Consider the following 22188-nt stretch of genomic DNA (forward strand, 5'->3'; position numbering starts at 1 on the left):
CATGCGCCGCTACGGCAAGCACACCGACGAGGACGACGTCCGGGTCCGCCCCAACCGCAAGGGCAACCGGCCCCGTACCCACATCCGCCCCAAGCACGAGGACGCCGAGGAGGGCATGGTCCTCACCGTCGACCGGGGCCGCCTCACCTGCCTCGTCGAGGACCGTACGGTCGTCGCGATGAAGGCCCGCGAGCTGGGCCGGAAGGCCGCCGTGGTCGGGGACCGGGTCTCGCTCGTCGGGGACCTCTCCGGCGACAAGGACACCCTCGCCCGGATCGTCCGGATCGGTGAGCGCCGCTCCGTGCTGCGCCGGACGGCCGACGACGACGATCCGTTCGAGCGGGTCGTCGTCGCCAACGCCGACCAGTTGGCCATCGTCACCGCGCTCGCCGATCCGGAACCCCGCCCGCGGATGATCGACCGCTGCCTGGTCGCGGCGTACGACGGCGGGCTCTCCCCGCTCCTGGTGCTCACCAAGTCGGACCTGGCGCCCCCGGACAAGCTGCTGGAGGCGTACATCCCGCTGGGCGTCCCGTACGTGGTGACCAGCCGCGAGGAGCTGGAGAACGGCGACGCGGCCGACCGGGTCCGCGAGCAGCTCGACAACCGGATCACCGCCTTCGTCGGCCACTCCGGCGTCGGCAAGACCACCCTGGTCAACGCCCTGGTGCCGAAGGACCGGCGGCGTACGACGGGGGTGGTCAACGCGGTCACCGGCCGGGGCCGGCACACCACGACCTCGGCCCTGGCGCTGCCGTTGCCCGGTCACCGGGGCTGGGTGATCGACACCCCCGGCGTGCGCTCCTTCGGGCTCAACCACATCGACCCGTCCCGGGTGATCCACGCCTTCCCGGACCTGGAGCCCGGTGCCGAGGAGTGCCCCCGCGGCTGCACCCACGACAGCCGGCAACCGGAATGCGCCCTGGACGCCTGGGTGGCCGCCGGCCACGCCGATCCCGCCCGGCTGGACTCGCTGCGCAGGCTGCTGGCCACCCGGGAACGGCGCGAGGGCGACTGACCCGATCGCGTTTGCGATCCACTCGACCAGGTAAATTCATCATCACACCGGGCGTGATCGCACTCGGTGTGGCGGGACGGCCGGCATGGCGGGAGGGTCTGGACGATGGCGTGGCTGCTGGTGGTGGTCGCAGGGATCCTGGAGACCGGTTTCGCCGTCTGTCTGAAGCTCTCGCACGGGTTCACCCGGCTCTGGCCGACCATCGCGTTCGCCGTCTTCGCCCTCGGCAGCTTCGGTCTGCTGACGCTGTCGCTGAAGAAGCTCGACGTGGGGCCCGCCTACGCCGTGTGGACCGGCATCGGCGCGGCGGGCACCGCGATCTACGGCATGGTCTTCCTGGACGACGTGGTCTCCACGCTCAAGCTGATCTCGATCTCCCTGGTCATCCTCGGCGTGATCGGCCTCCAGCTCTCCGGTTCCTCGCACTGACCGGCGCGAACGGGGCCGTGTAGCCCTGTTCACCTCCGGTCGATACTGTGACGACATGCCCGATTACCACGATGATCTGCGCCTTGCCCATGTGCTGGCGGACGCCGCCGACGCGGCGACGATGGACCGGTTCAAGGCGCTCGACCTCAAGGTCGAGACCAAGCCGGACATGACGCCGGTGACCGAGGCCGACAAGGCCGCCGAGGAGATCATCCGCGGCCACCTCCACCGGGCCCGCCCGCGCGACGCGATCCTGGGCGAGGAGTTCGGGATCGAGGGCACCGGCCCCCGGCGCTGGGTCGTCGACCCGATCGACGGCACCAAGAACTACGTGCGCGGCGTGCCGGTCTGGGCGACGCTGATCTCGCTGATGGAGGAGGGCGAGGACGGCTTCCAGCCGGTCGTCGGCGTGGTGTCCGCCCCGGCGCTGAACCGGCGCTGGTGGGCGGCGAAGGGCGCGGGCGCGTACACCGGCCGCAGCCTGACCTCCGCGACCCGGATCCAGGTGTCCGGGGTGGAGCGGATCCCGGACGCCTCCTTCGCGTACGCCTCGCTGAGCGGCTGGGAGGAGCAGGGGCGGCTCGACGGCTTCCTGGACCTGACCCGGGCCTGCTGGCGCACCCGCGGGTACGGCGACTTCTGGCCGTACATGATGGTCGCCGAGGGGTCGGTGGACATCTGCGCGGAGCCGGAGCTCTCGCTCTGGGACATGGCCGCCAACGCCATCGTCGTCCAGGAGGCGGGCGGGAAGTTCACCAGCCTGGACGGGGTGTCCGGTCCGGGCGGCGGCAACGCGGCCGCGTCCAACGGGCGGCTCCACCACGAACTGCTCGGCTACCTCAACCAGCGGTACTGACCGCCGCGCCACCGGGGCGGTGCGCGGTTGTTCCGCCCCGGTATCGGTGCGAGGCTGAAACCCCGGGTTCGTGAACTCGTGAATCCGCCCGCGCGGCCGTCCGCCGAGGAGGTGGCCCGCCATGCTCGTCCGCGACGCCATGAGCACACTGGTCCTCACCGTGCGGTCCACCGACACGCTCCGCCGGGCCGCCCGGCTGATGTCGGAGCACCGCGTCGGGGCGGTGGCCGTCCTCGACCTGGACGGGGCCGACGAGGACGCGGCCCTCGGCATCCTCACCGAGCGGGACGTCCTCAGTGCGGTCGGCGCGGGCTGCAACCCGGGCACCGAGACCGTCGGCCCGCACACCACCACCGACGTGGTCTTCGCCGCGCCCGCCTGGCCCCTGGAGCGGGCGGCGGAGGCCATGACCCGCGGCGGCTTCCGCCATCTGATCGTCCTGGACGGCCAACTGCCGGTGGGCATCGTCTCGCTCCGCGACATCCTGCGCTGCTGGGCGCCGTCCGGGCGCCGTCACGCGGATCTCAGCGGCTGATCCGGCGGAACGGCCGGTGGGCCGGCCCCTCCGAGGAGGAGACCGGCCCACCGTCGACGGCAGCCGCCCGGATCAGCCGCGCAGGGCCTGGACCGCGGCCTCCAGACGCTTGCCGAAGTCGCCGTCCGCCTGGCGGAAGTTGTTGACCGCGCGCTCGGCGATGTCGTCGCGCGACACCTTGGCGATGAACCCGGCGAGGTTCTCCACCAGCCGCGCCTTCTCGTCCTCGGAGAACAGCCGGTAGAGGTTCCCGGCCTGCACGAAGTCGTTGTCCTCGGCGTGGCTCGGCGCCACGTGCGTGTGGACGTCACCGCCGACCTGGGTGGCCTCCCACAGCGGACGGCCGGTCTCGAACGGGCCGCCGAAGCTGTTCGGCTCGTAGTTCTTCGCGCCCTTGTGGCGGCCGTCGTACAGGAAGCCGTCACGGCTGTTGGTCCGCGCCTCGGTGGCGTGCGGGCGGTTCACCGGCAGGTGGTCGGCGTTGATGCCGACGCGGTAGCGGTGGGCGTCGCCGTACGCGAAGAGGCGGCCCTGGAGCATCTTGTCCGGGGACGGGCCGATGCCCGGCACGAAGTGCGCGGGGCTGAAGATCGACTGCTCGACCTCGGCGAAGATGTTCTCCGGGTTGCGGTTGAGCTCCAGCTTCCCGATCTCGATCGGCGGGTAGTCCTCGTGCGGCCACACCTTGGTGAGGTCGAACGGGTTGAAGCGGTACGTGGCGGCCTCCGCCGCCGGCATGATCTGGACCTGCACCGTCCAGCTCGGGAAGTCACCGCGCTCGATGGCCTCGCGCAGATCGCGCTGGTGGCTGTCGGGGTCCTCACCGGCGAGCTTGTTGGCCTCGGCCTGGGTGAGGTTCTTGATGCCCTGGTCGGTCTTGAAGTGGTACTTGACCCAGAAGACCTCGCCCGCCTCGTTGCTCCACTGGTACGTGTGCGAGCCGTAGCCGTTCATGTGGCGGTACGAGGCCGGGATGCCTCGGTCTCCGAAGAGCCAGGTCACCTGGTGGGTCGACTCGGGCGACAGCCCCCAGAAGTCCCAGACGTTGTCCGCCTCCTGCGAGCCGGTGTACGGGTCGCGCTTCTGGGTGTGGATGAAGTCGGGGAACTTGATGGCGTCCTTGATGAAGAACACCGGGGTGTTGTTGCCGACGAGGTCGTAGTTGCCCTCCTCGGTGTAGAACTTCAGCGCGAAGCCCCGGGGGTCGCGCACCGCGTCGGCCGCGCCGAGGTTGCCCGCCACCGTCGAGAAGCGGAGGAAGGTCTCCGTCTGCTTGCCGACCTCGGAGAGGAACTTCGCCCGCGTCCACTGGGAGACGTCCCGGGTCAGCGTGAACGTGCCGTACGCACCGGCGCCGCGGGCGTGCACGATGCGCTCCGGGATGCGCTCGCGGTTGAAGTGGGCGAGCTTCTCCAGCAGCGACTGGTCCTGCACCAGAACCGGACCGCCGACGCCCGCGGTCTGGCTGTTCTGGTTGTCGGCGACCGGCGCGCCGGCCTCCGTGGTGAGCGGTCCCTGCGTCACGTGCGCCTCCTGCGTCGTTCCTGCACATTCGTCATGTCGTGCACAGCCTGTCCCTTGGCGTATGCCGCTGCCGATCCTACAATGGACAAAGTCCAAGTCAAGCGAAAGTCCAGATTCACACCCGTTCGGGACACGGTCCCTTGACTGTTAGGCTTATCCCCATGAGTGACCTGTTGGAACGACTTCGCAGCCGCGGCTGGCGCATGACCGCGCAGCGCCGCGTCGTCGCCGAGGTACTCGACGGGGACCATGTGCATCTGACGGCCGACGAGGTCCACGCCAGGGCCGTGGCCAAGCTGCCCGAGATCTCCCGCGCCACCGTCTACAACACGCTGGGCGAGATGGTGACCCTCGGTGAGGTCATCGAGGTCTCCACGGACCGCCGCGCCAAGCGGTACGACCCGAACGCGCACCGCCCCCACCACCACCTGGTCTGCGCGAGCTGCGGCACGATCCGCGACGTGCACCCGGCCGGCGACCCGCTGGCGGACCTGCCGAGCGACGAGCGCTTCGGCTTCACGGTCTCCGACGTCGAGGTGACCTACCGGGGCATCTGTCCGGGCTGCGCGGCCGCTGCCTGAATCCGTACGCGAAGGGCCCCGGCGCACATCTCCGTGCGCCGGGGTCCTTCCGCATGTACGCGTTCCGAATCCCGCACCTACTGAATCCGCACGCACCTATGCAGAAGGCCGGATCCTCGAAAGGATCCGGCCTTCTGTTTCAGTAGCGGGGACAGGATTTGAACCTGCGACCTCTGGGTTATGAGCCCAGCGAGCTACCGAGCTGCTCCACCCCGCGTCGTTGTGTTTAGAACTGTACGTCACGGCTCCGGACCAGCGCAAATCGATTCCGGCGCGGTCCGGGCGGGCGGCCCGGCGGCGACCGGCCGGGCCGCCCCCCGGACGCGTCCTACGCGGTCAGCTCCTGGTGCAGCGCCTCCCGCAGCCGGGCGGCGCGCTCGGCGACCTCCGCCGGGCCCAGCTCCACCGCCCGGGCGCACCAGCGCTGCCCCTCGGTGAGCTCGCCGCGGCGGGCGGCCAGGAGGGCGAGGCGGAGCGCGGCCCGGCCGTGGCCGTCGTTCGCCGCCCGGCTCCACCAGAGCGCCGCCTCCCGCTCGCCGCCCTCGCGGGCCAGCAGCAGTCCGAGGTTGAAGGCGCCGTTGCGGCTGCCCGCCTCGGCGGCCTCCCGGTACCAGCGGGCGGCGCTGTCCATGTCGCCCCGGGCCGCCGCGAGCATCCCGGCCCGGACCTGGGCGCGGCGGTGGCCCTGTTCGGCGGCGCGCTCGTACCACTCCTCGCACTCGGTCTTCGCGGGCATCGGCTCGCCGAGGGCGGGCGCACCGGGCGGCGGCTGCCGAGAGTCCAGCACCCCGGCCAGCCGGAAGGCCGCCTCCGCGCTGCCGCCGCCGGCAGCGCACCGCAGGTGCCGCTCCGCCTCCTGCTCCTCGCCCTGGTGCAGCAGGGCCATGCCGACCTGGAGGGCGGCCTCGGTGTGGCCCGCCGCGGCGGCACGCTCGTACCAGACCAGCGCCATGCGGTCCTCCTCGCGCCCGGAGTACAGGATGCCGAGGTTGAACGCCGCGTCCACGCTGCCCGCCTCGGCGGCCTTGGAGAACCAGGGCTCGGCACCGGTCGCGTCGTCCGCCTGGAGCAGGAGCACGGCCAGCGCGTTGGCGGCCTCGCGGTGGCCCGCGTACGCGGCGCGACGGTACCACTGCTCGGCCTGCGGCGTACGGTCCTGGGCGGCGCAGAGCAGGCCCAGGTTGTAGGCGCCGTTGACGTCGCCCGCGTCCATGGCGGCGCGGTACCAGCGCTCGGCGGTCTGCTGCTCCCCCCGGGCGGCGTGCAGGGCGCCCAGCGCGTTGGCCGCGTTCCCGTCGCCCTCCTGGGCGGCGCGCAGCCACCAGACGGCGGCGCTCTCCTCGTCGCCCGCGTCCCGCAGCAGGAAACCGAGCGCGCAGGCGGCCCGCGCCTCACCGGCCTTCGCCGAGACGAGGTACCAGCGGCCCGCCTCCTTGGCCTCGCCGCGCCGCTCGAGGATGGCGCCGAGGTGCAGGGCGGCCCGTCGGTGACCGCGTGCGGCGGCCTGCCGGTACCACTGCTCGGCCTCGCCCGCCCGCCCCGTCGCCGGGCCGTTCCCGGTGCGCGCGGCACCCCGGCCGGACGCGCCGGGGCCCGTACGCGGCCGCCCGAAGGCGTCGTGCGGGTCGTCGGCCGGCGAGCGGTCCAGCAGCCGGGCCAGGCGGTACGCGGCTTCCCGGTGCCCCTGCTCCGCCGCGGCGCGCAGCCAGCGCTCGGCGCCGACGTCGCCGCGGTGCTCCAGCAGCTCGGCCAGGGCGTACGCGCCCAGCGCGTGCCCCTGCTCGGCGGACTGCCGCAGCCAGTACTCGGCGCCGGGCTCGTCGCCCCGCTCGCGGTAGTGGCGGCCCAGCGCGTGCGCGGCGGGGGCCGAGCCCGCGACGGCGGCGATGCGCCACCAGCCGGCCGCGTCGTCCACGTATCCGCGCTGGTGGAGGAGGACGCCCAGGTTGTTGGCGGCGGCCCGGTCGCCCTCGGCGGTGGCCCCGCGCAGATAGGGCTCCGCCCCGTCCAGGTCCCCCCTGCGCAACAGCAGGGCACCGAGGATGCTCATCGACGCGGTGTCCCCGGCGTCGGCGGCGCGGCGGTGCCGTGCCTCGCTCTCGGCGCTCTCCGGGCTCTCGGCACTCTCCGCGCCCCCGGTCTCCTCGGTCCCCGTGCTCTCGGCGGTCGCGGCACACCCCGCAGTCTCGGCGGTCTCGGTCGCCTTGATGATCCCAGGTGCCCCGGGTGTCCCCCATGTGCCGGTGGTCTCTTTGTCCCCCACGACGGGACTACCAGAAGCCGCATCCGACGCACTCTCGCCCAGATGAGTGCGTCGCCGTATAAACCGCCCTGTCTCCAACAGAGTTGCCCTGTCCCCCATAAATTCCATCGTCGCACCACCCGCACCCCGCGTACACCGGTACAACGAGGACCGTGAGGTCACTTCAGCGTTTTGTCGACATGCCCACAGAGAGACAAGTCAAACACGTTCGGAGCCAACACGTGCCCCCCGAACCGCACTTCACTCACCCTGCACAAGAAAGTCGCCATGGCATGACGAAGGCCCGGATCCTCGAAAGGATCCGGGCCTTGGTCTTTCAGTAGCGGGGACAGGATTTGAACCTGCGACCTCTGGGTTATGAGCCCAGCGAGCTACCGAGCTGCTCCACCCCGCGTCGTTGTGTTGCAACCGTACCACGACGCGAGGTGGAGCTTTACCGGGTTGCTCAGCCGCCGCTGTCGCTTCCGGCCGGTTCGTCCTTCTTCTTGTCGGAACCACCGGAGGCGGCCGTGCTCTTGTCGGAGCCGCCCGAGGAGTCCGCACCCTTCGGGCCGTCGCTCTCGGCGCCCGGCTTGGGCTGGGCGGCCGCAGCACGCTGGAGCGCGTCCTGGAGGTCCGCCTGGGCCTTGCCGTAAGCGGTCCAGTCCTGCTCCTTCAGGGCCGCCTCGCCCTCCGAGTAGGCCTTCTGCGCGTCCGCGATCGCCTTCTTCAGCGCCGCGTCACCGGTGGCCGGCGGCTCGGTGGTCTCGCCCGGCGGCCGGGTTTCGCCCGGCGGCTCGGTGGTGCCGGAGTCCGTCACCCCGAAGACCGCGTTGAGCGCCTCGCCGAGGCTGTTCTCGAAGACGGTCTTCGATCCGTACGAAGCGGCGACCTTGCGCAGCAGCGGGTAGTTCTGCGTACCACCGCGCGTGTACACCGGCTCGATGTAGAGGAAGCCCCCTTCGAGCGGCACGGTCAGCAGGTTGCCGTACTCGATGTCGGAGTCGGTCCCCTTCAGGTTCCGCACGAACTCGGCGACGTCGTCGTTGCCGTTGAGCTCACTCTGTACCTGACCGGGGCCCTTCACCGTGGTGGTGACCCTGAGCAGCCTTATCGTGCCGTAGTCCTTGCTGGCGGCGTCCGCGTCCACCGCCATGAACGCCCCCAGGTCGGGCCGCCCCTTCGGGGTGAAGGTCGTCGTCAGCGAGAACTTCTGAGCCGTCTGGTCCGGCATCTTTATGCTCAGGTAGTACGGCGGGACGGCACCGGAGTCCTTGTTGGTCGGGTCGTCCGGCACCTGCCAGGCGTCACTGCCGCTGTAGAACTGCGCGGGGTTGGTGACGTGGTAGCGGGTGAGCAGCTCGCGCTGGACCTTGAACAGGTCCTGCGGGTACCGCAGGTGGTCCACGAGCTCCTGCGGGATGTCCGCCCGGGACTCCACGGTCCCGGGGAACGCCTTGCGCCAGGTCTTGAGCACCGGGTCCTTGGTGTCCCACTCGTAGAGCTTGACCGTGCCGTCGTACGCGTCGACGGTGGCCTTCACCGAGTTGCGGATGTAGTTGACCTGGTTCTGCTGGGCGACCACCGCGCGCTGGTTGGTGGTCAGCGAGTCGGCCGTGGTGTCACCGAGCGTCGTACGCGAGGCGTACGGGTAGCCGTTCATCGTGGTGTACGCGTCGACGACCCACTGGATGCGGCCCTTCACCACCGCCGGGTAGGCGTCGCCGTCGATGGTCAGCCACGGGGCGACCGCCTCGACGCGCTCCTTGGGCGTGCGGTTGTAGAGGATCCGCGAGCCGTCGCCGATGGCCCCCGAGTAGAGGATCTGCGGCTCGCTGAACGAGACGGCGTACGCGGCACGGTTGAAGGCGTTGGAGAGGCTGACCCCGCTGTCGCCCTTGTAGCTCGTGGTCTTCTCGCCGTCCTCCTCGTAGTCGAGCTCCTTCTGGGGCCCGCCGACGATGGAGTACTGCTCGGTCTTCTCGCCGTAGTAGATCCGCTGCTCGTACGTGCCCAGATCACCCGTGGTCGGCAGACCGGACTCGGTGAAGTCCGGGGAACCCTTCGGGTTCTTGCCGGTCGTCGTGCCGCGGGCCGCGATGGCGCCGTAGCCGTGGGTGTAGGTGAAGTGGTCGTTGATCCAGTTGCGCTTGGGGATGCCGTCGAGGTTGAGCTCGCGCAGACCGATGACCGTGTCCTGGTCCCTGCCGTCGGCGTCCTTGTAGCGGTCGACGTCCAGCGTCTTGGGGAACTGGTAGTAGTTCCTCTTCTGCTGGAGCTGCTGGAAGGCCGGGGAGACGACGTTGGGGTCCATCACGCGGTAGCTGGCGGCGTCGTTCGCGCTCGCGCGCAGCTTGGCGTCGTCCTCGGTCGTGCTCTTGCCCGAGTAGTCCTGGACCTGCGCCCGGTCGATGTCGTACGCGTCACGCGTCGCTTCGATGTTCTTCCGGATGAAGGGGGCTTCCTTGGCCTGCTCGTTCGGCTGGACCTGGAACTTCTGCACGATCGCCGGGTACAGCCCGCCGATCAGGACGGCGGAGAGCACCATCAGCCCGAAGCCGATCACCGGGAGCTGCCAGGTGCGGCGCCAGAGCGTCGCGAAGAACAGCACCGCGCAGATCGCGGCGATGCAGAACAGGATGGTCTTCGCCGGAAGGTAGGCGTTGGCGTCGACGTACCGCAGACCCGTCCAGTTGTCGGTGGCCTTGAAGTCGCTGGACTTCACGGCCAGGCCGTACCGGTCGAGCCAGTAGGCCACGGCCTTCAGCGAGACGAAGACACCGAGCAGCACCGACAGATGGCCGGTGGCCGCGCCGGTCGCCCGCGCGCCGGGGCTGGTGACGCGGAGCCCGCCGTACAGGTAGTGGGTCATCGCGGCGGCGATCAGCGAGAGCACCGTGGCCGCGAAGCCGAAGCCGAGCAGGAAGCGGTACCAGGGCAGATCGAAGGCGTAGAAGGACACGTCCAGGTGGAACTGGGGGTCCTTCTGCCCGAACGCCACTCCGTTCACGTACATCAGCCAGGTACGCCACTGACCGGAGGCCGATGCTCCGGCGATCAGGCCGACGAGCGCGGTGATCGCGAGCAGCACCCACTTCTTGTGCGGGGCGAGGCTCATGCGGTAGCGGTCCAGGCTCTGCTGCTCCAGCGACATCGCGCTCAGCGGCGGCCGGAGCCGGTGGGCGAGCCAGATGTTCAGACCGACGGCGAAGGCCATCAGGAGTCCGAAGACGAGGAACAGCCCGATCTTGGTCCACAGAGTGGTGGTGAAGACGGACGAATAATCGACCGACCGGTACCACAACCAGTCCGTCCAGAACCCGGCGAACATGACGAACGCCATGGCGAGAACCGCCAGGACGCCCAGTGTCATGAGCAGGGTACGGGCACGCCGGGACGGGCGGCCGACTCTGATCCGTGGCCCGGTGGGGCCTCCGCCGCGGTCCGGCATCTGGAAAGCCAAGGTGCGCACCTCGAAGTTCGCGGGTCGTTGTGAAGCGGGCCCAGCGATCGTAGAGCCCGCTTGTTCAACTTACTGACGCTTTACCTAGTTCCCGTTTCCGGGGGCGAAGGAGGCAGGATATTGCCATGTCCAACGTTTCCCCCTCAGGCCCTCCGATGGCCGCGAGCCCGCTCACCGTGGCCGTGCTCGAAATCGACGAGTACATTTCCGGCCTCGGCTGGGACCAGCCGGCCCGGCTCTTCGCCCTGGTCGACACCGCCCGGCTCCGCCGCCAGGAGCCCGCCCTGGCCACCCAGCTCGGCCTGGACGGCGCCGAGGCGCCGACCTCCGCACTGACCCCCGTCGAGCAGGACGAGCTGCCGCCCGGCACCGCCCTCGACGAGTTCCTCGCCACGATCGCCTGGCCGGACGCGGTGACGGGCTGCGCCATGTCGGTGGAGCGGCTGATGCTGCCGCCGTCCGCCGAGGCGTCCGTGCCCGAAGGGCTCAGCGACGCGCAGCTGACCTCGTGGGTGGCCGAGCACCCGGAGCGCCAGGAGGTGCGGATGACCGTGGCGGTCCTCCGGGACGGCACCCGCGAGGCGGCCGTACGGCTGCGCGCGAAGGACACCCCGAGCGAGGTGCGGACCGGCGCCGGGCTGGTGCCCGGACTGGCCGACGCGCTGGCGGCGACCTTCGAGGCCTGACCCGTCACGCCCGCAGGGGGGGCGCGGTCAGCCCGCCGAGCAGCTCGGCAGCCCGGCCGTGTCCCCCACCCGGATCTTCTCCAGCGACTTCTTCGCGTCGCCGATCGTCTTCACCTTCACCAGCGTGAGCCCGCTCGGGGTGTCCGAGGCGGCGGCCGCGCAGTTCTCCGCCGGGGTGAGGAAGTACTCCGCCCCGGCGTCACGCGCGCCGACCAGCTTCATCGTGATACCGCCGATCGGGCCCACCTTGCCCTTGTCGTCCATCGTGCCGGTGCCCGCGACGAACTTGCCGCCGGTGAGATCGCCGGGCGTGAGCTTGTCGACGATGCCGAGCGAGAACATCAGACCGGCGCTCGGGCCGCCGACGTCGGCGAGCTTGATGTCGATCCGGAACGGGAAGGTGTGGTCCGTCCCGGCCTGGATGCCGACGATCGCGCGGTCCTCCTTGGGGGCCTTCACAGTCGTGATGACGACCTCCCGGCTACCCACGGGCTCCTTGCCCGCCTTCTCCGCCTCCTGGGCCGTACGCGCCGGGACGACGGTGAACGTGACCTTCTCGCCGGGATCGTTGCGGGTGACGAGCTTCGCGACGTCCTCGGGCCGCTTCACCGCCTCGCCGTCCACCTGCTTGATCACATCGCCGGCGTGCAGCTTCCCCTGGGCGGGGCTGCCCTTGACGACGGTGGAGACCACGACGCGCGACTTCACCGGGATGCCCAGTTCGTTGAGGGCGGCGACCTTGGCGCTCTCCTGGGACTGGCTGAACTCCTCGGCGTTCTCCTGCGTCGACTGCTGCTCGGTCTTCCCGTCCGGGTAGAGGGTGTCGTGCGGCACGACCAGGCTGTCGTGCCCCAGCCATCCGTAGACGGCCTCGACGACGTTCATCCGGTAGTCGGCGCCGGTGACCCTGACCGTCGTCATGTTGAGGTGGCCGGAGGTCGGATACGTCTTGTGCCCGGAGATCTGCAGGACCGGTTCGCCGCCCGCCTTGCCGAGGGTGTTCACGGTCGGGCCCGGGGACATCTCCGAGTACGGGACCTTGACCACCACGCCGACGCAGAGCAGCGCGATGAGGATCAGCGTGGAGGCGAGCAGCGTCGCGGTGCGGCGTGGCATGGAACGACAGTACGGGAAGGGTCCGTCAGTGCACTGTCGGGGCCGGTCCGTACGGACGGGGCACCGGGCGGCAGCGCCCCGGCGGCCGGGGCCGGTTCAGGGGCAGGCCGCAGCGCGGATTGGCGACCGCATACGCGCGGGACCGTTCAGACGACGTCGGAACCGGAACGCGACTTCTCCATCGCCTCGCGGAACCGGGCATAGCCGACGAGCTCCGAGGCATCGCCGGTGGTTCGATTTCGAGCGGCCCAGCTACTCCATATCGCAGAGCCGAGCGCAGCGAAAAGCGGAATCATCAACCAGGCAAGCGCTGCCATTACGACCTCCCTACCCGTGAGCGACCGCAACTGACCGATCAGCAGATTAACCGTCCGGTGAAACAACGCTCACGGCAGGGCCCGAGTTACGCAAATCGGGTCGCCCGGATGGTCCTCCGGCCGGGGCGGGTCCGCCCCTGCCGCGTCGGACACGCGCTTGCGATCAGCAGGCGCCGACCCATTCCTCGGTGCCGTCCGAGAATCGCTGGTGCTTCCAGATCGGGACCTCGTGCTTGAGGTCGTCGATGAGTCTGCGGCTGGCCGCGAACGCCTCGGCACGGTGCGGGCAGGAGACGGCGACGATGACGGCGAGATCGCCCACCTGGAGGTCGCCCACCCGGTGGACCGCCGCCAGTGCCCGGACCGGGAAGTCTGCGGCGACCTTCTCGGCCACCCGGCGCATCTCGTCCCGCGCCGAGGGGTGGCAGGAGTAGCCGAGCCCGCCGACGTCCTGGCCGCCGTCGTGGTTGCGCACCGTACCGACGAAGAGCGCCGTGCCGCCCGCCGCGTCGTCCCCGACGGCCCGGAAGACCTCGTCGATCGAGAGGGGGGTGTCGCGGATCTCCAGCAGCCGGACCGGGTCGTCCGCCGCCCGCTCGCCGGGATGGTGGTTGGTGGGTGCCATGGGGCCCATGGTGCCGCACCGGGGCGCCGGGGCGGAATTGCGGATTTCACCGGCGGGCCGCCCCCGGCCTTGGAGCCTCCTACAGAAGAACCCCGTCGGGCGCGGCCGCGCCGCCCTCAGATCCGGCGGCGGGCCTTGCGGGCCCGGCGCACCAGGGCGGCGGTGCCGAGCAGCGCCACGGTCGCCCCGGCGGCACCGGCGGCGGTGGCGTCCTTGCGGCCGAGACGCCGCCCGGCGACGGTGTGCCGCCCCTCGACCTCCTCCAGGAGCGCGGCGAGCACCTCCTCGTTGGTCCAGCCCGGACGCCAGCCCACGTCGTGGAGCCGGCTCACGCTGACCACCCAGGGATGCATCGTGTACGCCAGGTCACCGGCCGGGGAGGGAGTGAGGCCGATCCGGTGCAGCCGGGCGGCGGCGCCCAGGGCCACCGCGGAGGGCAGCTCCATCCGCCGGACGCCGCTGAGCTCCTCCACCTCCTCCTGCTCCAGCCAGCCGTCGCAGCCGACCGCGAACTCTCCGTCGATCTTCTCCAGCGCGGCGTACTCCAGGGCCGTGACCAGGTCCTCGACGTGGCAGAACTGCCAGGTCGGACGGGATCCCGCGACGACCAGGAGACGCGGTGACTCGAAGTAACGGGTCAGCGCGGTGTCCGTACCGCCCACCAGGACCGTGGGGCGGACCACGGTCACGTTGAGTCCGGGGTGGGCGCGGGGCGCGCGGCGGCCGAGCCGTTCGATCTCCAGCAGGTCGCCGACACCGGTGGCCTCCGCGGTGGCCCGCAGTTCGGCGTCCTCGGAGAGCGGGATGTCGTTGTCGGGCAGGGCCCCGTAGACCATCGCCGAGGTGCACAGCACGACCCGGTGCACACCGACGGCGGCGGCCGCGGTCAGCACGGTCTGGGTGCCGCGCACGTTGTACGCGGTACGGGCGGCCGGATCGGTCTCCAGGTCGAGATCGAGCGCGAGGTGCACCACGACGTCCGCGCCGCGCAGCTTCTCCGCGATGGCGGGATCACGCACGTCGAGGATGTGCCAGGTCGCCTCCGAGACCTCGCCGCGTCGCTCGTCGATGGCGATGACCTGCTTGATCTCCTCGGACGCCGCGAGGCGCGCGGTGAGCAGTTCGCCCACGCCGCCGGCGGCCCCGGTGACCGCGACCACGGGGCCACGGTTCCTGGACCGGCTCTTTTCCGGTTTGTTCTCGGTCGAGGGAGCGGACAGGTTTCGCGCTGCGCGAACCTGAGGATCTGGGGAACTCACCAGGCATCTCCAGCGGTTGTCTTCAGTACGTACCCGAATGACGCGTGCGTACCAGGTGGCGTCCATCCTGCCGCAGGCCGGGAGCCGGCGGAGCACTGAGGCCCTGCGGGGACTTTTGGTGTCTACGCTGGATGGTGATGTCGGGCAGTCGCCGTCGGTTCGAGCCGGCGGCCCTACGAGCCGAGGAAACCCGTGAGTGACACCCCATTCGGATTCGGCCTTCCGCCGGAGGAGCCGGACAACGGCGACGAGGGCAAGAAGAAGGACCCCACCGGAGGTGGGCAGGGCTCGGGCGGGCCGGCGAACCCGTTCGGCTTCGGGCCGGGCGCGGGCGGGGACAACCCGTTCGCGGCGATGTTCGGCTCGATGAACCCCAACGACTTGGGCGCCGCCTTCCAGCAGCTCGGCCAGATGCTGAGCTACGAGGGCGGCCCGGTGAACTGGGACATGGCCAAGCAGATCGCCCGCCAGACGGTCTCGCAGGGCACGCCGGACGGCACGAAGGACGCCAGCGTCGGCGCCTCGGAGCGGTCCGCGGTCGACGAGGCGCTGCGCCTGGCCGACCTCTGGCTGGACGGGGTGACGTCGCTGCCCTCCGGTTCGGTCTCGACGGTGGCGTGGAGCCGCGCGGAGTGGGTCGAGGCGTCCCTGCCCGCCTGGCAGAAGCTGGTCGACCCGGTGGCGGAGCGCGTCGGCCTCGCCATGGGCGACGTGCTGCCCGAGGAGATGCAGGCGATGGCCGGCCCGCTGATCGGCATGATGCGGTCCATGGGCGGCGCCATGTTCGGTCAGCAGATCGGGCAGGCCGTCGGTGTGCTCGCCGGTGAGGTGGTCGGGTCGACCGACATCGGTCTGCCGCTGGGCCCGGCGGGCAAGGCCGCGCTGCTGCCGCTGAACGTGGAGCGGTTCGGCAAGGACCTCAGCGTGCCGCAGGAGGAGGTGCGGCTGTACCTGGCCCTGCGCGAGGCGGCCCACCAGCGCCTCTTCGCCCACGTCCCGTGGCTGCGGTCGCACCTGTTCGGCGCCGTCGAGGGGTACGCGCGCGGCATCAAGGTCGACACCAGCAAGCTGGAGGACGTGGTCGGCCAGTTCGACCCGTCGCAGCCCGAGCAGCTCCAGGACGCCCTCCAGCAGGGCATGTTCCAGCCGGAGGACACGCCGGAGCAGAAGGCCGCCCTGGCCCGTCTGGAGACGGCGCTCGCGCTCGTCGAGGGCTGGGTGGACGCCGTGGTGCACGAGGCCGCGAAGTCCCGTCTGACCTCGGCGGACGCGCTGCGCGAGACGATGCGCAGGCGCCGTGCCTCCGGTGGTCCCGCCGAGCAGACCTTCGCGACGCTCATCGGTCTGCAACTGCGCCCGAGGCGGCTGCGGGACGCGTCCCGGCTGTGGGCCTCGCTCACCGACGCGCGCGGTCTCGACGGCCGCGACGCCCTGTGGGCGCACCCCGACATGCTGCCGACCGCCCAGGACCTGGACGACCCGGACGGTTTCGTCCACCACGAGCAGCTGGACTTCTCCGAGCTGGACAAGATGCTCGGCGAGGCGGCGAAGGGCCCGGGCAAGCCCGAGCCGGACGACGAGGACGGCAAGGACGACACCGGCCGGTGAGCCTCCACGACGACGCCACCCTCGTACTGAAGGCGTACGACAGCCCGGCGGATCCGGCTCAGGAGGAGCTGCGCCAGGTCTACCTCGACCATCTGGCGCACCACCCCGACGGCATGTGGAAGTCCTGCGGGGCGGGCCACCTCACGGCCAGCGCGCTGGTCGTCGATCCGGAGCACGGGCGGGTTCTGCTCACACTCCACCGCAAGCTGCGGATGTGGCTGCAGATGGGCGGCCACTGCGAACCGCAGGACGCCTCGCTCGCCGCGGCAGCGCTCCGGGAGGCCACCGAGGAGTCCGGCATCCCCGGGCTGACCCTGCTCGGGGGCGGCCCGGTCACGCTGGACCGCCATCCGATCCCCGCGCCCTGCCACTGGCATCTGGACGTCCAGTACGCGGCGCTGGCCCCCGCCGGCTCCACCGAGCGGATCAGCGACGAATCGCTGGACCTGCGCTGGTTCGCGTACGACGAGGTCGCCTCGGTGGCCGACGCCTCCGTCGTGCGGCTGCTGGAGCGCACCCGCGCCGCGCTGGCGGAACGCCGGTAGCGGCCCCGGCCCACCGAGCTCGGCCCTTGGCCGTGCCAGGCTTCGCGGCCACGGCCGAGGGGCGGTCCCCGCGTGAGGACCGCCCCTCGGCCGTGGCGCACGTTTCGTGCCGGCGGTTCAGTTCCAGGTGTTGTTCTGGTTCTGGCCGTGGGCGCCCTGCTGCCCCATGCCGTACTGGGCCCGGATGCCCTGGCCGATGTCATGGCTCTGCGGAGGCAGCACCTCGCTCGGCTGGACCAGGGCGAAACCCTGGCCGAGGAAGCTGAGCTCCCAGCCCTCGCCGGTGCTGCCGCGCCTGCGCCAGACGCCCGAGGAATGGGTCTGGGCCTGCATCTGCACCCGCAGCGAGCTGGACCAGGCGACGATCGCGTCGGCGTCGGCATTGACGTACTTGTCCGGCGTGACCTGCATCATCAGCGGCTGGCCCGAGGTCATCAGCGCGACCTTGCCGCTGCCGGAGATGTTGAGCTGGTACTTCCCGGTGCCCGAGATGCCGTACTGGCTGTCCACCGCGATGACCTCGGTGTGCAGCGCGGAGTCCAGAGCCAGGACGTAGGCACTGTCCACGGTGATGCCGTCGTGGTCGACGTCCACGACGTGGATGTGCTGCGCCAGGTTGGCGAAGAAGACGGTGCCCTGGCCGGAGCACCGCATCAGTTCGAGGCCCTCGCCGGTGTGCGCGCGGGCATGACGCTGCCCCTGCGACTGGTACTCGCCGTCGAACTCCATCAGGCCCTGGTACGCGACCATGGCCCCCTTGCGGGCGAGGACGTCGTCGTGGCCGGTCAGCGAGACCCGCAGGAGCTGCGGGTTCTGGACGGTGTACCGCTCCTGGGACTGCTGCTCGGTGTGGCTGAAAAGCGGACTCTGCATGGTGTGTTCCCCTCCCCCGTCAGTTCCGGATCCGCAGGCGGTCGGTACTGTCCTCGCTCGGCTGGACGACGACGATGCCCTGGCCGGAGAACGCCATCTGGTACGCCTCGCCGCTGCCCCGCCCGATGAGCGAGGACGCCTTGAAGCTGCGCTTCCCCTTCACCTTGAGGTTCGGGGACCAGGCCACGAGCGCGTCCGGGTCGACGTAGGTCTCGTCCTCGCCGCGTCCGCAGTCGACGACGATGGGCGTGCCGCGCGAGGTGATCGCGACCCATCCGGTGCCGGAGATGCAGACGTTCCACAGGCCCTGCCCGGCGAACTTGGCGAGGCCCTTGACCCGCTCGACGCCCCAGGTGAGATGGGCGTCGAAGGCGAGGACATTGGTCCCGTTGACCGAGAGGGACTCGTTGTTGAGGTTGATGACGACCACGTCGGCGCCGTAGTCGGCGAGGTAGAGCAGACCGTCGCCGGAGCACTTCATGATCGGCGTGCTCTCACCGGTGAGCCACTGGGAGGCGATCTGCCGGACGGCGGGCGGGTTGGGCTCGTACTGGATGAAGCCCTCGTAGGCGACCATCGAGCCGGTACGCGCGTAAAGGTCCTGGCCGGTGGCCATGGCGACCTTGAGCATCGTGTGGCCGTGGTTCTCCATCCGGGCGGTGACCGGGGTCGGGACGTAGCCCGCGAGCTGCTGGTTCATGACGGGCTCCCTCAGACCTCGTAGGGCTGGACGACGATGAAGTTGCCGGGGGCGCCCCGGAACTGGAGGTTCACGGTCTCCCCGCTGTGCCCGGGGTACGCGTTGCGGCGCAGCCGGACCTGGCTGGAGATGATCACCTGGGACCCGGACGACCAGGCCACGACGGCGTTGCAGTCGGCGAAGGTGGTCGGCGTGACGGGCAGCACGACGGGGGTGCCGTGGGTCTTGACGACGACCGTGCCGGTGCCCTGGAACTGCATGGTGAACAGGGCACCGCCGGGGATGCCGTGGCCGTCGATCCTGCGGACCTCGTACTGAAGGGTCTCGTCGAAGGCGAGAACGTTCTCCGCCGAGACGCAGATTCCGTCGCCCTGGAGCTCGATGGGGTGCAGGTGGGAGCCCTCCTCGGCGAGGAAGACCTGGCCGCGGCCGGTGCAGCGCATCAGCTGCATCTCCTGGCCGGTGGCGTTGCCGACGATGCGGCCGGCGAAACCGGCGCCCTTGTAGCCGAAGTCGACCTTGCCCTGGTACATCACCATGCTGCCCTGGCGGGCGAGCACGGGCGTGCCGCCCTTGTCGAGGTCGACCCGCATGAGCTGCTGGTTCTGCGAGGTCCAGCGCTGGCCGTTGTCCGTCTCCTTGTAGAGCTGAAGAGCTGCCTGGAGACCGGCACCGGCCTGCGGCACCCCCTGGGGAACGCCGTGCGGAACACCGGGAGGCTGCATCCCGGGAGGCTGCTGACCGAACGGGGCCGCGGGCGGCTGGCCGTAGGGCCCGGGGGGCTGCTGACCGTACGGGGCCGCGGGCGGTGCCTGGCCGGGGACCTGCCCGAACTGCGGCTGCGGCGGCTGCCCCGGATGCCCGTAGGGCGCGGCGGGCGGGGGCGGGGGCGGCACCGGGCCGCCGTGCGGTGCCAGTGGTGCCACCATCGTCGGCGCGGCGTGCATCTGCTGCGGCGTCACGGGGGCCGGGGCCGGCGGTGGCGCGGCGGGAGGCTGCGCGGCAGGGGCGCCGAAGGACGGGGCGGGGGGCGGTGCCGGTGCGGCGGGCGCGCCGAAGGACGGGGCAGGGGGCGGCGCGGACGCCTGGGCGGGCGGGGCGAACGCCGGGGGTGCGGCCGCCTCCGGCTGGGGCGCGGCGGGCTCCTCCTCGGCGACCTCGCCGCCGAAATTCTTCAGCAGCGCTTCGAGACCGCCGTCGAAGCCCTGGCCGACCGCCGCGAAGCGCCAGACGTCCTTCAGGTAGAAGTCGCCCAGCATCACCGCACGCTCGGTGGTGAACTCCGAGCCGGTGAAGGCGTACCTGACGACCTCCTCGCCACCCGCGACGACCCGGATGTAGCCGGGACCGACCTGGGACATCTGCCCGGCCCCGTCGATCGTCGCGGTGAAGGACAGCTTGTGGATGTGTGCCGGGACGCGGTCCAGGGTGACGCGGAACGACTCGGTGTCACCGGCCTGCGGGCCGAGGAGCTGGATGGACTCCTCCGGCGATTTGGGCTGGTTGAAGAAGACGAAATAGCGGTCGTCGGAGAGCTGCTCGTTGGCGTCGAGACCGAAGCAGCTGATGTCGAAAGTCAGTCCCTGGCCGGCGATCTGCACGCCTACGTACAGGTCCGTGCCCGCTGTGAGGTCGCTGATCCTGGCCTTGTGGCCGCGTTGGAATTCCCTGGCCATACGTAACGACCGTCCCCCATCCCGAAGGTGAATGCGTCGCGCCAGGCTAACCGCAAACTCCGACATCGATCCAAGCCGGTGCACACCCGGTACAGAATCGGCGCTGGTCACTCACCTCGCGCGGCGGGAAGGCGCGGCAACCGGTCGGCGGCGACCACGCCCTCCAGGTATCCGCGCGCCCGTTCGGTACGGGGATACCCCTCCAGCAACCGCCAGAAGTCCGGGCCGTGCCCGGGGACGAGCAGATGCGCCAGCTCGTGGAGGAGCACGTAGTCGATGACGTACTCGGGCATGCCCTGCAGCCGGTGCGAGAGGCGGATGCTGCCCTCCGCCGGGGTGCAGGAGCCCCATCGGCTGTTCTGGTTGGTGACCCACCGCACCGAGGCCGGCCTGGCCCGGCCCTGGAAGTACTGGGCGGACAGCCGCTCGGCGCGCTCGGCCAGCTCGCTGTCGCCGAAGACCTTCTTGCTCTCCTGCGCCGCGAGTTTGTCGAGCATCACGCCCACCCAGCGCCGCTCCTCGGCCTCCGACATCCGGGCCGGGATGAGCACGATGGTGCGGTCGCCCTCCCGGTAGGCGGAGACCGTTCTGCGGCGGCGGTTGCTCCTGCGGACCTCGACGGCGTTCGCCACCGGGGCGCGGGGCGGACGGTCCGCGGCACTTTGCTGCTGGGTTCCGGCACGGCGCGCGGGGGTCTCCCCGGCGATTCCGGGTGACGGGTCGGCGGGCACGCCACGACGTTACCCGGTGCCGGTGGGAGAAATCCCGGCTCCGGACGGTTCGGGCTCGATCCGTTCCCTTCCCCCACCATTTGAATGACTAACACCCCGTGCCTGTGGACAACTTTCCGCACGTTTCGGCCCCGGCATGCATTCTGGCAACGGGTCCGGCGAGGAACCGGGTCCCGGCCCATGCGCGGGACCACGCAGGGAGCAGGACCGAGGGACACAGAGCAGACCGGGGGCAGCCATGTATCCGATGTATCCGATGTTGAAGCCCGCACTGCGCCGCGCCTGGCGCAGCGCGGGGACCGTGCAGTTCGGGGTGACGCACGCCCATGCGGTGAAGTTCGGTCCGCTGGACATCACCACGGGCAGTTTCCTGGAAATGCTCGACGGGACGCGCGGGCTGCCGCTGCTGTACGAGGAGGCCCGCACGCTCGGGCTGACCGAGGCACACGTGGACACACTGGTGGGACGGTTGCTGGACGCCGGGCTGATCGACGACGTACGGGCCGCCGGTCCGGAGGCCGATGTGCTGCGCAACCGGCCCGGTGCGCTGGAGCGGCACCGCCCCGACCTCGCCTCGCTCTCCGTCGTGCACCCCGAAGCGGGCGGCGGGATGAGGCGGTTGGCGGCCCGGCGGGCGATGCGGGTCCAGGTGAGGGGAGCGGGCCGGGTGGGGGCCGCGATCGCGGCGGTGCTGTCCGGATCCGGGGTGGGCCGCGTGGAGGTGCTCGACGGCGGGCACACCGAGCCGTCCGACGTCTCGCCCGGCGGACTTCCGGCGACAGCCGTCGGGGAGCGCCGGGACACCGCCGCCCGGCAGTTGGTGCGCAGGTCCGCGCCCGGTACGGCGCCCCGGGCCGCGGAAACGGCGGGACCGCCCGGCGGCGGCGAGCCGGGGCTGTCCCTGGTCGTGGTGGCCCCGCGCGACGGATTCTCGGTGTACGTCCCCGACCCCAGGTCGGCCGAGCCCTGGATCGCGTCGGGCACGCCGCATCTCTATGCCGGGGTGCTGGAGTCGACGGGGATCGTCGGGCCGCTGGTGCTGCCCGGCGGCACGGCCTGCGCGCAATGCATGGCGTTGGAGCGCGCGGCCCGGGATCCCGACTGGACCAGGATGCTGTCGCAGTGGCGGTCCGGCCGGCGGACGGCGGTGCAGGCCTGTGACCTGGGTCTGGCGACGGCGGTGGCCGGGCTGGCGGCCGCGCACGCGCTGTCCTTCCTGGACGGCGATCTGCCCGCGAGCACGGGAACCCGTTGGGAGGCGGCGCTGCCGCTGCTGGAATGGCGTCCCGAGCGGTGGTCACCGCGCCTCGACTGTTCCTGCGGGGCGGCCGGGCACATTGGGGAGGATCGCTCCTCCGATAGCGAGGTACGGCAGGACACAATGGCCGGGTAGCCGCCGCGCGC

General features: G+C 71.1%; 20 protein-coding genes and 2 tRNA genes. 9 read left to right on the top strand and 13 right to left on the bottom strand.

Annotated features, from left to right (window positions below):
• Window position 1: 1 nt before the first annotated feature.
• The 4 genes from rsgA (at window position 2) to ACWC97_RS06075 (ending at window position 2838) form a co-directional block, all read left to right on the top strand.
• Window positions 2-1018, top strand: a complete 1017-nt coding sequence (gene rsgA / locus ACWC97_RS06060; protein WP_352278365.1) for a ribosome small subunit-dependent GTPase A — start codon at window positions 2-4, stop codon at window positions 1016-1018.
• A gap of 105 nt (window positions 1019-1123) precedes the next feature.
• Entirely contained in the window at window positions 1124-1447 is a 324-nt protein-coding gene (locus ACWC97_RS06065; RefSeq protein ID WP_352278363.1) for a DMT family transporter, read from the top strand.
• Between the two features lie 55 nt (window positions 1448-1502).
• Window positions 1503-2303: a histidinol-phosphatase gene (gene hisN, locus ACWC97_RS06070; protein WP_352278361.1), complete on the top strand. Its 801-nt coding sequence runs from the start codon at window positions 1503-1505 to the stop codon at window positions 2301-2303.
• A 121-nt stretch (window positions 2304-2424) separates the two neighbouring features.
• On the top strand, window positions 2425-2838 hold the full coding sequence (locus ACWC97_RS06075; RefSeq protein ID WP_352278359.1) for a CBS domain-containing protein: 414 nt from the start codon (window positions 2425-2427) through the stop codon (window positions 2836-2838).
• A 72-nt stretch (window positions 2839-2910) separates the two neighbouring features.
• On the opposite strand, the gene ACWC97_RS06080 is transcribed toward ACWC97_RS06075, so the two are convergent.
• Window positions 2911-4362, bottom strand: coding sequence for a catalase (locus ACWC97_RS06080; RefSeq protein WP_450647700.1), 1452 nt, complete (start codon window positions 4360-4362; stop codon window positions 2911-2913).
• A gap of 161 nt (window positions 4363-4523) precedes the next feature.
• Between ACWC97_RS06080 and ACWC97_RS06085 the strand changes: the two genes are divergently transcribed.
• Window positions 4524-4943: a Fur family transcriptional regulator gene (locus ACWC97_RS06085; RefSeq protein WP_352278357.1), complete on the top strand. Its 420-nt coding sequence runs from the start codon at window positions 4524-4526 to the stop codon at window positions 4941-4943.
• A 143-nt stretch (window positions 4944-5086) separates the two neighbouring features.
• Here the strand turns inward: ACWC97_RS06085 and ACWC97_RS06090 are convergent.
• The 4 genes from ACWC97_RS06090 to ACWC97_RS06105 all read right to left on the bottom strand — a co-directional run bounded on the left by ACWC97_RS06090 (window position 5087) and on the right by ACWC97_RS06105 (window position 10636).
• A tRNA-Met gene (locus ACWC97_RS06090) sits at window positions 5087-5160 on the bottom strand.
• Window positions 5161-5271: 111 nt separating this feature from the next.
• A complete protein-coding gene (locus ACWC97_RS06095; protein ID WP_352278356.1) occupies window positions 5272-7314 on the bottom strand; it encodes a tetratricopeptide repeat protein in 2043 nt (680 codons plus the stop codon).
• Window positions 7315-7526: 212 nt separating this feature from the next.
• A tRNA-Met gene (locus tag ACWC97_RS06100) sits at window positions 7527-7600 on the bottom strand.
• A 51-nt stretch (window positions 7601-7651) separates the two neighbouring features.
• Window positions 7652-10636, bottom strand: coding sequence for a UPF0182 family membrane protein (locus ACWC97_RS06105; protein WP_352278465.1), 2985 nt, complete (start codon window positions 10634-10636; stop codon window positions 7652-7654).
• A 137-nt stretch (window positions 10637-10773) separates the two neighbouring features.
• Between ACWC97_RS06105 and ACWC97_RS06110 the strand changes: the two genes are divergently transcribed.
• Window positions 10774-11334: a PPA1309 family protein gene (locus tag ACWC97_RS06110; RefSeq protein WP_352278354.1), complete on the top strand. Its 561-nt coding sequence runs from the start codon at window positions 10774-10776 to the stop codon at window positions 11332-11334.
• Window positions 11335-11361: 27 nt separating this feature from the next.
• Here ACWC97_RS06110 and ACWC97_RS06115 read toward each other — a convergent pair whose 3' ends face one another.
• The 4 genes from ACWC97_RS06115 to ACWC97_RS06130 form a co-directional block, all read right to left on the bottom strand.
• Window positions 11362-12450: a YlbL family protein gene (locus tag ACWC97_RS06115; RefSeq protein ID WP_352278353.1), complete on the bottom strand. Its 1089-nt coding sequence runs from the start codon at window positions 12448-12450 to the stop codon at window positions 11362-11364.
• A 146-nt stretch (window positions 12451-12596) separates the two neighbouring features.
• Window positions 12597-12767, bottom strand: coding sequence for a hypothetical protein (locus ACWC97_RS06120; protein ID WP_352278352.1), 171 nt, complete (start codon window positions 12765-12767; stop codon window positions 12597-12599).
• Window positions 12768-12930: 163 nt separating this feature from the next.
• Window positions 12931-13392 (bottom strand): molybdenum cofactor biosynthesis protein MoaE, encoded by a 462-nt coding sequence (locus ACWC97_RS06125; RefSeq protein WP_352278350.1) that lies wholly within the window; start codon window positions 13390-13392, stop codon window positions 12931-12933.
• Window positions 13393-13508: 116 nt separating this feature from the next.
• Window positions 13509-14651, bottom strand: a complete 1143-nt coding sequence (locus ACWC97_RS06130) for an SDR family oxidoreductase (RefSeq protein WP_366293016.1) — start codon at window positions 14649-14651, stop codon at window positions 13509-13511.
• Between the two features lie 192 nt (window positions 14652-14843).
• Here ACWC97_RS06130 and ACWC97_RS06135 point away from each other — a divergent pair, with 192 nt between their 5' ends.
• Together ACWC97_RS06135 and ACWC97_RS06140 are read left to right on the top strand one after the other, a co-directional pair.
• Window positions 14844-16259: a zinc-dependent metalloprotease gene (locus tag ACWC97_RS06135; protein ID WP_352278346.1), complete on the top strand. Its 1416-nt coding sequence runs from the start codon at window positions 14844-14846 to the stop codon at window positions 16257-16259.
• Complete coding sequence (locus ACWC97_RS06140) at window positions 16256-16804, top strand: NUDIX hydrolase (RefSeq protein ID WP_352278344.1); 549 nt, start codon at window positions 16256-16258, stop codon at window positions 16802-16804. Before ACWC97_RS06135 ends, ACWC97_RS06140 begins: the two co-directional genes overlap by 4 nt.
• Before the next feature lie 117 nt (window positions 16805-16921).
• Here ACWC97_RS06140 and ACWC97_RS06145 read toward each other — a convergent pair whose 3' ends face one another.
• The 4 genes from ACWC97_RS06145 to ACWC97_RS06160 form a co-directional block, all read right to left on the bottom strand.
• Window positions 16922-17677, bottom strand: coding sequence for an AIM24 family protein (locus ACWC97_RS06145; protein ID WP_352278343.1), 756 nt, complete (start codon window positions 17675-17677; stop codon window positions 16922-16924).
• Window positions 17678-17696: 19 nt separating this feature from the next.
• Window positions 17697-18377, bottom strand: a complete 681-nt coding sequence (locus tag ACWC97_RS06150) for an AIM24 family protein (protein WP_392280704.1) — start codon at window positions 18375-18377, stop codon at window positions 17697-17699.
• Window positions 18378-18388: 11 nt separating this feature from the next.
• A complete protein-coding gene (locus tag ACWC97_RS06155; RefSeq protein WP_450647705.1) occupies window positions 18389-20053 on the bottom strand; it encodes a TerD family protein in 1665 nt (554 codons plus the stop codon).
• A gap of 107 nt (window positions 20054-20160) precedes the next feature.
• Window positions 20161-20784, bottom strand: coding sequence for a M48 metallopeptidase family protein (locus ACWC97_RS06160; RefSeq protein WP_352278338.1), 624 nt, complete (start codon window positions 20782-20784; stop codon window positions 20161-20163).
• A gap of 247 nt (window positions 20785-21031) precedes the next feature.
• Between ACWC97_RS06160 and ACWC97_RS06165 the strand changes: the two genes are divergently transcribed.
• The gene (locus tag ACWC97_RS06165; protein WP_450647707.1) at window positions 21032-22177 is read left to right on the top strand and encodes a ThiF family adenylyltransferase; all 1146 of its coding nucleotides are present in this window, start codon (window positions 21032-21034) and stop codon (window positions 22175-22177) included.
• Window positions 22178-22188 lie beyond the last annotated feature (11 nt).

The organism is Streptomyces sp. NPDC001108, from assembly GCF_053598535.1.